This is a genomic window from Paenibacillus solani (assembly GCF_050475945.1).
Taxonomy (GTDB): domain Bacteria; phylum Bacillota; class Bacilli; order Paenibacillales; family Paenibacillaceae; genus Paenibacillus_AQ; species Paenibacillus_AQ solani_A.
Window position 1 is genome coordinate 642,725 of record NZ_JBCMXJ010000005.1, and the last position, 12,212, is coordinate 654,936.

Consider the following 12,212-nt stretch of genomic DNA (forward strand, 5'->3'; position numbering starts at 1 on the left):
TTAATCGACAGAGACGGAATCCTGATGCATTTCGCCTGATTGGGATTTCGGTCTGCCAAATTCCTGCTCCGCCTGACTTTCACTCTTGATATCGATCTTCCAGCCGGTCAGCTTCGCCGCGAGACGAGCATTCTGGCCTTTGATTCCAATCGCAAGCGAGAGCTGATAATCCGGAACAATTACACGTGCCATCTTCTCATCCTCAAATACTTGAACTTCGAGAACTTTGGATGGACTCAGTGCATTGGCCACGTATTCTTCGACCTGCTCAGAATAGCGGACAATGTCAATTTTTTCCCCGCGAAGCTCATTTACGATAGTCTGTACGCGCATACCTTTTGGTCCTACGCAAGAGCCTACCGGATCAACTTCGTCGTTGCGGGAATAAACCGCGATTTTAGAACGGAATCCAGCTTCGCGCGCGACCGAGCGAATTTCAACGACCCCGTCAAAAATTTCTGGCACTTCCAGCTCAAACAGGCGTTTCAAGAGGCCGGGATGCGTACGGGACAGCATAATTTGTGGCCCTTTGGTCGTGTTCTCTACCTTGGTGATATACGCTTTAATCCGGTCGCCATGCTTGAACTTCTCGTTAGGCATAAGCTCAGTGAGAGGCAGTGCTGCTTCGATCTTGCCAAGGTCGATATAAATGTTACGCATATCTTGACGCTGCAGCGTCCCTGTTACGATATCATCTTCCTTGTCAATAAAAGCGCTGTAGATCAGGCCGCGTTCGGCTTCTCTAATGCGCTGGGTAACAACCTGCTTTGCCGTTTGCGCTGCAATTCGTCCGAAATCACGCGGTGTAACCTCGATTTCCGCGATATCTTCAATCTGAAAATGCGGATTGATTTCACGGGCGGCATGCAATGAAATTTCGGTCCGCGGATCCAGAACTTCTTCCACGATCAGCTTGCGTGCGAAAACCTTGATAACGCCCGTGTTGCGGTTCATATCGACCCTTACATTTTGCGCCGTGTTAAAATTGCGTTTGTAACTTGAAATCAGTGCCGCTTCAATAGCTTCAAACAGCACATCCTTGCTGATGCCTTTCTCTCTTTCCAACTCATTCATCGCTTCAATAAAATCCATACTCATTGAAAATCGGTTCCCCCTTTCAAAACTTCCGTTTAAAAAATGATGGCCAATCTGGCGCTGGCTACTTTTGTATATGGAATGATGTACTGCTTCTTGACGGTTTGAATGACTAGCTCCTCGTTATCAAAGGATTCCAGCTTGCCTTCAAACTCTTTCAGTCCGTTAATCGGCTCATATACCGTAACAAATACGTTCTTGCCGACCGACTTGGCCACATCCTCTTTCTTCTTCAGAGGACGTTCCGCGCCAGGAGAAGAGACTTCAAGAAAATAAGCTGTCGGAATCGGATCATTCTCGTCCAGCTTTTGGCTCAGGTATTCACTGATTAAACCGCAATCGTCGATGTCGATGCCGCCGTCCTTATCAACAAACACGCGCAAGAACCAATTACTTCCTTCCTTAACGTATTCCACATCTACCAGTTCAAAGCCGTGTTCGTCCAAATACGGCTGCACCATTTCTTCCACAGTCGTTTTAATCTTTGATGTGCTCAAAGAACATAACCTCCAAGTTCATTTCCTATATACCAAAGAGTAAAGAGTGGGTTGCCCCACTCTTTACACAACGGTTTTATCTCCATGATTACCAAAAAAATTATAACATAGTCTGGTAATAGTGACAAGTACGACTCCTTGACTGTCAAGGCGTCACGGCAAGCTAGAGTAAGCTAGAAAAAGTTAGAATCAGAACAATGACAGCTGATTGCTCTCAGGCAGACCGCGGAAGCATCCCATTTGAGTCAGCAGCTCTACGGCGGTTTTACTTGCTTTTGACTTCTGCTGGAAATCCTCTATGGATAAGAACTCCCCATAATCGCGTGCGGCAGCAATGTTCCGGGCGGCATTATCGCCAATCCCTTGAAGAGCTGAGAATGGAGGAATGAGTGAATCTCCTTCCACCTTAAATCTAAGAGCATCCGATTGATAAAGATCGATGTTCTTGAATGTAAAGCCCCTTGCTGTCATCTCCAGCGCCATCTCCAGAATCGGCAGCATCCCTTTTTCCTTGGGGCTGGCCCCGAATCCCAGCTGTTCGATCTCTTCGATCCGGCGATAAATGGCCTCATAGCCCTGACAGCATAATTCGATATCGAAGTCCTCAGCTCGGACCGAAAAATACGTCGCATAGTATTCGATCGGATGGTACAGCTTAAAATAAGCCGTGCGTACCGCTGAAATAACATATGCAGCAGCATGGGCTTTCGGAAACATGTACTGAATTTTGAGACAGGAATCAATGTACCACTGCGGTACCTTGCATTTCTTCATCTCGTCGATCCATTCCTGGGACAAGCCCCGTCCTTTACGCACGCTTTCCGTAATTTTAAATGCGAGGCTCGCCTCCATGCCTGCTTTGTATATCAGGAACAGCATGATGTCATCACGACAACCAATAACGGTTTTGATGTTGCATGTGCCATTCTTGATAAGCTCCTGGGCGTTGCCTAGCCAAACGCCGGTTCCGTGCGACAATCCTGAGATTTGAAGTAAGTCCGCAAAGCTCGACGGCTGCGATTCCACAAGCATCTGGCGAACGAACTTGGTACCCATCTCCGGTACGCCGAAGGTAGCCACCGGAGAGCGTATTTGCTCCGGCGTTACACCCAATGCTTCGGTTGAATTGAACATGCTCATCACTTTTGGATCATTCATCGGAATGGTCGTTGGATCCACTCCGGTTAAATCCTGAAGCATCCTCATCATCGTCGGATCATCATGCCCGAGTATATCGAGCTTGAGCAGATTCGCTTCGAAGGCATGATAATCGAAATGCGTCGTTTTCCACTCGGCGTTCACATCATCGGCAGGATACTGCACAGGTGTAACTTCTTCCACTTCGATATAGTCTGGAACTACAACTATACCGCCGGGATGCTGACCAGTGCTGCGTTTGACGCCGGTACAACCTGACGCCAGGCGGTTCAATTCCGCTCCCCGCCAGCGCTTGTTGTTGTGCTCCTCATATTTCTTGGCAAAGCCGAAAGCCGTTTTCTCCGCCACGGTACCGATAGTACCCGCCCGGAAGACGTTCTTCTCGCCAAACATCTCCTTGGTGAAATTATGGGCATGCGGTTGATATTCGCCAGAGAAGTTCAAGTCGATATCGGGAACCTTATCCCCTTTGAAACCTAGGAAGGTTTCGAACGGAATATCCTGTCCCTCGCCCTTCATCTTGTTTCCGCATTCCGGACAATCCTTGTCAGGCAAGTCGAATCCGCTCGGTATGCTGCCGTCAAGGAACCATTCACTGTGCTTGCAGTCGCTGTTCGTGCATATATAATGCGCAGGCAGCGGGTTAACCTCGGAAATGCCGAGGAATGTGGCAACAACCGAGGAGCCTACGGACCCCCGGGAACCGACCAGATATCCATCCCGGTTTGACTTCTTCACCAATTTCTCGGAAATCAGATAGTTCGCTGAGAATCCGTATTTAATAATCGGTTCGAGCTCTTTTTCCAGCCGGGCAACAACGACTTCAGGAAGATTCTCGCCATAGATTGACTTGGCCGTCTCATAGCAGGTATTTCGAATCTCTTCATCTGCGCCTTCCAGAATCGGTGTGAACAGCTTATCTGGAAAGAGCTCCAGTTCTTCAAAGCGGTCAGCCAATTCGCTTGTATTTGTTACCACGACTTCATAACATTTTTCCGGTCCCAAAAATTCAAACTCTTCGAGCATTTCATCCGTAGTCCGAAAATGCGCGTCCGGCTTGCGCATATCCTTGAGCGGACTGAAACCGGTAATACCATGAATAGTAATGTCACGGAACAGCTTGTCCCGCGGTTCCAGATAATGCACATTTCCTGTAGCAATGACCGGCTTGTTCAGCTTTTCGCCGATACGTACAACTTTGGAAATTGCAGTTTTAATTTCTTCCGGACTTCCTACCAACCCTTTGTCCACCAGATGCATGTACATCGTTAACGGCTGAATTTCCAATACATCATAGAAGTCGGCAATTTCCTCCGCTTCTTCTTCTGTTTTGTTCAGCACCGTTTCGAAGAACTCTCCCTTTTCACAGCCGGAAAGCACCAGCAGTCCATCCCTCATCTCTTGGAGCTTGGATTTAGGGATACACGGCACCCGCTTGAAATACTCGGTATGCGACATGGAGACCAGCTTGTACAGATTCTTCTTGCCTGTCATATTCAATGCATAAATACCACAATGAAAAGGGCGGGTATTAGACAGATCAGTCCCTACATAATCGTTGAGACGATCAAGCATTTTGACGCCTTTTGTTTTTTCTACGTCATTTAAAAGTCCGGTCAAGATTCCAGCCAGTGCAATCGTGTCATCGATCGCCCGGTGATGGCTCTCGAGCAAAACTTTATATTTATCAGCCAATGTGTTCAGGCGGTGATTCTTCATCCCTGGGTGAACCAGTCTGGCCAGCTCCAGTGTATCCAGGGACGGATTGGCAAGCGTATCCATTCCGGCATTTTTGAGTGAAGCCTGAATGAACCCCATATCGAATCGGGCGTTGTGAGCCACAAGCACGCCATCTCCCACGAATTCAACAAACTCCTTCAACACTGGTTCCAGTTCAGGAGCATCCTTAACCATATCGTCATTAATATTGGTCAACTGCTGAATGTGGTACGGTATGCGTTCGTGCGGATTGACAAAAGTCGCGTATCGGCCAATCTCCTTGCCTTCGTGCATCTTAACGGCAGCAAGCTCGATGATCTTGTTTGCCGTAATAGACAAACCGGTGGTTTCAATATCGAATACCACGTAAGTTGCGCTGTTCAGTTCAATCGGCTGGGCTTGTTCCACGATATTTACAGCGTCATTTACGACATTCGCCTCAATACCATACATCATTTTAATGCCATGCTTCTTCGCATTCTTCGCTGCATCCGGATAACACTGGACACCGCCATGATCACTCACCGCAATCGCTTTATGTCCCCAGGCTGCAGCTGTCTTGACATAACGGTCAATCGGCGTGACGGCATCCATCGTGCTCATCGTCGTATGCAAATGGAATTCCACCCGCTTCTCCGCCGCATTATCCTTGCGGGATTTTGGCGAAGGAACTTCGACGAGATCCGAAGGGATCATGACCAGCTCGGGCACCTGCATAAACCGGTCATATTCAACCCGACCGCGTGCCTTTACCCATTTTCCGTTCTCAAGAAGGCTCAGGACCTTCAAGTCATCTTTCGTTTTGCCAAACATTTTCATTTGCAACGAATCGCCGAAATCAGTCAGGTTGAACGTAAACAACGTGCTACCGTTGCGCAGTTCCTTGCGATCTAATCCGAAGATGGTTCCCTGTATCGTAATTTTCTTCTCTTCATCCTGAATCTCCTGGATCGGAACCGGCTGATCCTTGATGTCATACCCAACCTGCAGGCGAACATCGCCTTCTTCCTCATCCTCTGCTTCCAATTCAGCTTCCATACTGCTCATAAGCTGCTCAATGACCTTAAGCTCTTCTTCTCGCTTCTTCTGCTCGAACTCCTCATAAGCTGCCTGTCCGTTATCCCCAACCTGCATCTTAACGCGGAGTGTGAGATCAAAATATTGACCGAAGAAACGGGTGATGGCCTCATCGATCTGCTTCTTACGAGCGAGCTCAAGTGACATGGCATCTGACATGGAGAGAAGGACTTGTCCGTCTTGCACCTCGTGCTTGGCTCTTGCCATCCATCCGTTAACCGAAGGGATTTCGCGATGAGCCCATTCCAGGAACAGTCCCCAATATTCCTGCACGATATCAGCTTCGGAAACGCCGCTTCCATATCGGAATACGAACTTGATCTTTGCGATATGTCCCATTTTTTCCTGAATTCTCAGACAAAATGTGCGGTATACCTCTGCCGGAACCAAGGTTTCCTTAAGCAAGGTTATTCTCCAATCCTTACTGGCCCTGCTCGTCTCTACCCTTTCAATCACACCATCCAAAAAATAGGGTTCCACCAGATTGGCCGGAACTTCTCCCTGCTTGATCAGCAGTTCAAATCGCTTCCTTTTATCTTCTGTTGTGCCCATGGTTCCCTCCCCCTGCATTGCATAAAGCGATAATACAAACTTCTAAGCGACATACATCTAGTGAAGACAAACCTGCATTAAGCAGATATAAAATAGAATAAAGCTTCCATAGCGGCAGCACTCATTCGTCCTGCCCCAAAGGAAGAGCGTCCGCAATACTGCCACCTGGAAGCTTGCTCCAGATGTTAGAGTTCCAGATCCAATGCGAAGCTTGGTAACTTCTTAGCACTTGATCCGAATATCATTATATCATGTTACTAGTAGGCTCTGGCGAACAAAACGGTATGTTTTGCTTCTGCTTCGCATACAAGACATTTGGTTTTCTTCTCAGCAGGTTCAAATGGAATGTTTCTGCTCGTAGCACCGGTTTCTTGCTTCACCGCATCCTCACAAGCTTCCGAACCGCACCAGCCCGCCAAAGTAAAGCCGCGCTTCTCCACCATGCTGTCCTTCATTTCATCCAGTGTCTCCACGGAATAGAAATGATCTTCACGGAACTGCTTCGCACGATCGAACATCTCCTGGTGCACCTGCTCCAGCATATTCTGGACTTCTTGAGTCAGGTTGGCTTGTTCTACGACTTTCTTCTCGCCTGTAATCCGGGAGACAAGGACGCAGACGCCATTCTCCATGTCACGCGGGCCAATCTCAAGACGTACCGGCACTCCACGCATTTCATATTCATTAAACTTCCAGCCAGGACGCACATCCGGATTATCATCTACACGCACACGAATGCCAGCAGATTTCAATTCACGGAACAGCTCATCCGTACGGCCCACTACCGCATCTCGTGTCTTCGGAGGACCGATCGGGATCATGATGACTTGTGTCGGTGCGACTTTAGGAGGCAGCACCAGACCACGATCATCTCCATGAACCATAATCAGAGAGCCAATGAGACGCGTGCTGACACCCCATGATGTTGTATGAGCATATTCAAGCGTATTTTCACGATTCAAATATTGAATCTCGAATGCTTGCGAGAAGTTGGTGCCCATATAATGCGAAGTACCTGCTTGTACAGCGCGTCCGTCTTTCATCATCGCTTCGATTGAGAATGTATCCACAGCACCCGCAAATTTCTCCGAAGGTGTCTTTTGTCCCTTAATAACCGGAATTGCAAGATAATCCTCTACAAATTGCTGATAAATATCAAGCATTTGCATCGTTTCTGCTCTTGCCTCCGTTTCCGTTTCATGAGCGGTATGACCCTCCTGCCACAGAAACTCACTGGTGCGGAGGAACGGCAGTGTACGCTTTTCCCAGCGAACCACATTGGCCCACTGATTAATCTTCACGGGCAGGTCGCGATAGGATTGAATCCATTTGGAATACATATGCCCAAACATCGTCTCCGAAGTAGGACGAATAGCCAGACGCTCTTCAAGCTTCTCACCTGCTGCTTCAGTTACCCATGGCAGCTCGGGATTGAAACCTTCTACATGCTCCTTCTCCTTCTGGAAAAAGCTCTCGGGAATAAACAACGGGAAATAGGCATTCCGGTGTCCCGTTTCCTTGAATCGTCGATCCAGCTCCTGTTGGATATGCTCCCAAATCTCATAACCATCTGGTTTAAAGACGATACAGCCTCTAACCGGAGAATAATCCATCAGATCTGCTTTTTTGATAACATCAATATACCACCGTGAAAAATCTTCTCCTTGCGGCGTGATCTCTGTCACGAATTGTTTATCCTTTGACTCTTTAGACATATAAATCCTGTTCCTCCCATTGATCAAAACATATGTCCGCAGCTCCTAATTGTGAGTGCTGAACAAACGTTATGGCGATATGTGTGAGCAAGGCCAAGACAATAGCCTGCTCTGAATTAGAGCAATTTACAGTATCTGATGCAATAAAAAAGGTACGGCTCCGTTATGGCTGGCACACCGAGCCGTACCTCAAGGCTATCCGGTTATCAACCGTAGAATATCGTTATAGGTGACGGCAATCATTAACAGGAACAGCATCGCGAACCCGATAAAGTGAACCATACCTTCCCTGTTCGGATCAACAGGCTTGCCTCTTAAAGCCTCGATCCCTAAGAACACCAGACGACTTCCATCCAATGCCGGTATTGGAAGCAGATTAAATATGCCAAGATATAGACTGAGAATCGCAGCCCACTTGGTGAGCTGTGCAATTCCTTGCTTGGCAATCTGCCCCGTAACCTCAAAGGTTCGTACAGGACCGCCTAAATCATCCATGGAAAACTTCTGGATCAATTGTCTGAATCCCTGGAAGATGATATTCGTTGTATCTACCATTGCTGTACCGGAGCCGGTAATCGTCTCCCCAAACCCTGCTGGGCGAGTAGGAAGCTCTGGGATGATTCCCACCTTGCCGCCTTCTTCTCCCTCCATCGTCCGAGGAGTCAATGTAAGATCGAAAGATTCATCACCCCGACGAACCTTCCATTCCATCGGCTTGTCCTTGGAAGCGGAGATCAATTCAATCATCTTCTGATAATCAGCACCGATCGCGTTCCCATTAATACTCTCGATGATGTCGCCCTCTTTCAGATTGGCTTCATCTGCAGGCATGCCCTTCGTAATCTCGCCAATCTGAACGTAGGTTGGATTTTCTACCGGGATGCCTACCATCTGGATGTTAAGTGCAAAGAGCACAAATGCCAGAATAAAGTTCATAACTGGACCGGCAAATATCGCAAGCGCTCTTTGGCCAACCGTCTTACTGCCGAACTGACGATCTCTTGGCGCGATTTGCGTCTCAACACCTTTGGCCACCGTATGTGCTTGGGGATGAATTTCATACTGCTGAAATTCACCATCCACATCAAGCCTAACTGACAATCGATCGATCATATCGATAAACTGGACTTCACCGCGGATCACATTCTTGCGGTTATCAAGTTGATCTAAATAAATCTTCTTTACTTGGTTCTCAGCATTTAATCGAACCGCAATCGTTTGACCAGGCTGGATCTCGACAAGTTCCGGATCCTCCCCCGCCATACGTGCATATCCGCCGAATGGCAGAAGACGAAGCGTAAATTGCGTTTCATTGCGTTTATATGAGAACAGCTTTGGACCAAATCCAATCGCGAATTCGCGGACCAAAATCCCGGCACGACGGGCAAAGTAATAATGACCCCATTCATGCACGGTCACAATCACAAAAAACATAAGCACCGTTAAAAAAACGATCCGAACCATTTCCAATTATTTACATCCCCCTTTTCTCTCAGAAACGCAGTATGTCCCTATAGATTATCATTATTCTCCTGTTGTCCACAAGAGAATCACTAGCTATCTGATTTTTTAAGGGAGATTTCAAAAAACGGCTTCAGGCTATAGCCGAGAAGCTAATTGGCGCGCTAACCGGTCATTCTCTTCAATCGTTTCCAGTTCGGGCTCAGGTATAAGCTGGTGCTGCTGCACCACTTCCTCGATGATTTCTTCGATACGCAGAAAAGAGATCTCGCCCCGAAGAAACCGTGCTACTGCAATCTCATTCGCAGCATTGAATACCGTCGGAACTGTCCCACCCATCTTACCACATTCATAAGCAAGCCTTAAACAAGGAAATCGTTCAAGATCCATTTCCCGGAAATTCAGCTGGCCCGCTTCTGCTAAAGACAGCCTTTTGGCAGGTGAAGACCATCGCTCCGGATAAGTCAGCGCATATTGAATCGGAACCCGCATGTCCGGATTGCCAAGCTGCGCAATAATACTCGAATCACGGAATTCGACAAAGGAATGAATGATGCTTTCCGGATGGAGAAGGACGGATATCTGCTCGTACGGGATATTGTACAACCAGTGAGCTTCCATCACTTCAAGCCCTTTATTAACCATCGTCGCGGAATCAATCGTAATTTTCGCTCCCATGGACCAGTTTGGATGTTTCAGCGCATCCTCCACCGTAACATTAACGAGCTGATCACGGGTGTAATCCCGGAATGATCCGCCGGAAGCCGTCAACGTGATCCGTTCAATATCTTCATGCCGTTCTCCGTTTAAACATTGAAAAATAGCGGAATGCTCACTGTCAATCGGCAAGAGCTTTACCCCGTTTGCCGCTGCCCGAGCCGTCACAAGGTGACCAGCAGTAACAAGCGTTTCCTTGTTGGCAAGCCCAATTGTCTTGCCCTCTTCAATGGCAGCAAGTGTAGATGAGAGGCCCATGCTGCCAACAACGGCGGTAACCACTAACTCCGCATCTGTCGCTGCGGCAATCTCTATGAGCCCTTCCTGCCCATGGAACACTTTGGTGCCAGCGGGAAGTTCATGGCGGATGCTGTCAGCAAGCTCTTTCGTGGCAACAGATACTTTGCGTGGTGCAAATTCCGTAATCTGCTGAAGTAATAATTCTTTATTGCTTCCCGCAGCAAGCCCCTCAATCTGAAATTGATCCCGGTGTTTTCTCACAACGTCCAAGGTCTGAGTACCAATAGAACCTGTGGAGCCGAGTACACTGATTTTCTTCATGCACATCGTTCCTTTCGTTAATAAGGCAGGAGACCCAATATATGTACAAATGGAAATACGACGATCCAGCTGTCACACCGGTCCAATATTCCACCATGTCCAGGCAATAGCTTACCCGAATCCTTAATGCCATAGACCCGCTTATAAGCGGACTGCACCAAATCCCCAAGTTGGCCAATAACGGCACAGGAAAACCCGATAAGAACCGCCTGACCAGCCGTCAGGAATCCATCTGAGAAGAATGCAAAGAGCAGCGCTGTTACTACGGCGATCAAAACGCCTCCGAGCGCCCCTTCAACCGTTTTATTCGGGCTAATGGAGGGCCATAATTTATGACGTCCCATTGAGCGACCGACAAAATACGCTCCAGCATCACTTGCCCAGATCGAAACCAGAAGCAAAAAAGTCCAGAATACGCCATGACCGTCAGGCGCATGTCTTGATTCCGCTATGAACGAAAATCCGATGCCGATATAAGCCGAAGCCAAAAACAGTAGAGAAACCCGCTTGATATCGATCGTATTCTTCGTAATCACCGTTACGAGCATGAATAAGAGCAATAATAGCCACAGAACATGCCCCCACGGCATATTAAAATTCAATTGAAGTGGCCCCCAAGGGAAAACAAAAAGAATTACCCCTACATAACCAATCCATGCTGTTCCACCAAATGGTGCCGTATTTGTCATGCGTACAAATTCATAGTAACCGATTAGCGCCATCGCCAGAATAAGAAGATGGTACCATAGACCGCCAATGAAACATAATCCTAAAAAGACCGCTCCCGCTATAATTCCGGTAATCAATCGCTGTTTCAAAACGTTCCATCCTCCATCGGCTACGACAAACCACCGTAGCGCCTAGTTCTTTGTTGATAATTTGCTATCGCCTCAACCAAATGGTCTTTGGTGAACTCGGGCCAATAGACATCTGTAAACCATAGCTCACTATATGCCAGCTGCCATAACATAAAGTTGCTCAAGCGCAGCTCGCCGCTGGTGCGAATCAATAAATCCGGATCCGGTAACTCGCCTGTGAGGAGCCGCTGGCTAATTAGTTCCTCTGTGATATCTTCTGGACGAAGAATCCCATCACGTACTTCTTGCCCCAGCGTCTTAACACTTTCGGTGATCTCTTTACGGCTGCCGTAATTGAGCGCAAAATTCAGAATGAGACCGTTATTACCGGCTGTCTTCGCAACTGCTTCTTCCATGGCAGACAGAGTATGGGAAGGAAGGTCTTCCGGATGCCCCATCATGCGGACCTGGACATTCTTCTCGATCAGCTCCTCCAACTCAATGGCCAAAAACTCTTGGGGAAGTTTCATCAGGAAATCGACCTCATCCTTCGGCCGCGTCCAGTTTTCAGTAGAAAAAGCATACATCGTCAACACTTTGATTCCCAAGTCATTGGCCGCTATGGCCGTCCTTTTGACAGCTTTCATACCATTCTGATGTCCAACGATCCGCGGCATACCACGCCGTTTTGCCCAGCGTCCGTTACCATCCATAATGATGGCAACATGCTCGGGGATGTTGTCCGGAGAGAGCTGATGCGTCTGCTGACTGTTCTCCTGATTCAACCACGATCGAACCCGTTTGATCATTCCATTTCCTCCAGGCATCTTTCTGCAAAAAAAGAGACAAACCCCACCATTGAC

General features: G+C 47.9%; 8 protein-coding genes. All 8 read right to left on the reverse strand.

The window, feature by feature from the left end; translation table 11 throughout:
* Nucleotides 1-1,098, reverse strand: coding sequence for a transcription termination factor NusA (nusA, locus tag ABEQ74_RS04715; RefSeq protein WP_053492672.1), 1,098 nt, complete (start codon nt 1,096-1,098; stop codon nt 1-3).
* Between the two features lie 32 nt (nt 1,099-1,130).
* Entirely contained in the window at nt 1,131-1,592 is a 462-nt protein-coding gene (rimP, locus tag ABEQ74_RS04720) for a ribosome maturation factor RimP (protein ID WP_053492671.1), read from the reverse strand.
* Between the two features lie 189 nt (nt 1,593-1,781).
* Complete coding sequence (locus ABEQ74_RS04725; RefSeq protein ID WP_430119959.1) at nt 1,782-6,098, reverse strand: PolC-type DNA polymerase III; 4,317 nt, start codon at nt 6,096-6,098, stop codon at nt 1,782-1,784.
* A gap of 257 nt (nt 6,099-6,355) precedes the next feature.
* A complete protein-coding gene (gene proS, locus ABEQ74_RS04730) occupies nt 6,356-7,813 on the reverse strand; it encodes a proline--tRNA ligase (RefSeq protein WP_430119961.1) in 1,458 nt (485 codons plus the stop codon).
* 195 nt (nt 7,814-8,008) lie between these two features.
* Entirely contained in the window at nt 8,009-9,283 is a 1,275-nt protein-coding gene (gene rseP, locus ABEQ74_RS04735; RefSeq protein WP_430119963.1) for an RIP metalloprotease RseP, read from the reverse strand.
* A gap of 129 nt (nt 9,284-9,412) precedes the next feature.
* On the reverse strand, nt 9,413-10,552 hold the full coding sequence (locus ABEQ74_RS04740; RefSeq protein WP_430119965.1) for a 1-deoxy-D-xylulose-5-phosphate reductoisomerase: 1,140 nt from the start codon (nt 10,550-10,552) through the stop codon (nt 9,413-9,415).
* A 17-nt stretch (nt 10,553-10,569) separates the two neighbouring features.
* The gene (locus ABEQ74_RS04745; protein ID WP_430119967.1) at nt 10,570-11,370 is read right to left on the reverse strand and encodes a phosphatidate cytidylyltransferase; all 801 of its coding nucleotides are present in this window, start codon (nt 11,368-11,370) and stop codon (nt 10,570-10,572) included.
* 20 nt (nt 11,371-11,390) lie between these two features.
* Nucleotides 11,391-12,158, reverse strand: coding sequence for an isoprenyl transferase (locus tag ABEQ74_RS04750; protein ID WP_053492665.1), 768 nt, complete (start codon nt 12,156-12,158; stop codon nt 11,391-11,393).
* Nucleotides 12,159-12,212 lie beyond the last annotated feature (54 nt).

Bases quoted from the DNA above. Each gene is read 5' to 3' on its own strand.
- nusA (WP_053492672.1), bottom strand. From the start codon at position 1,098: ATGAGTATGGATTTTATTGAAGCGATGAATGAGTTGGAAAGAGAGAAA.
- ABEQ74_RS04725 (WP_430119959.1), bottom strand. From the start codon at position 6,098: ATGGGCACAACAGAAGATAAAAGGAAGCGATTTGAACTGCTGATCAAG.
- proS (WP_430119961.1), bottom strand. From the start codon at position 7,813: ATGTCTAAAGAGTCAAAGGATAAACAATTCGTGACAGAGATCACGCCG.
- ABEQ74_RS04740 (WP_430119965.1), bottom strand. From the start codon at position 10,552: ATGAAGAAAATCAGTGTACTCGGCTCCACAGGTTCTATTGGTACTCAG.
- ABEQ74_RS04750 (WP_053492665.1), bottom strand. From the start codon at position 12,158: ATGATCAAACGGGTTCGATCGTGGTTGAATCAGGAGAACAGTCAGCAG.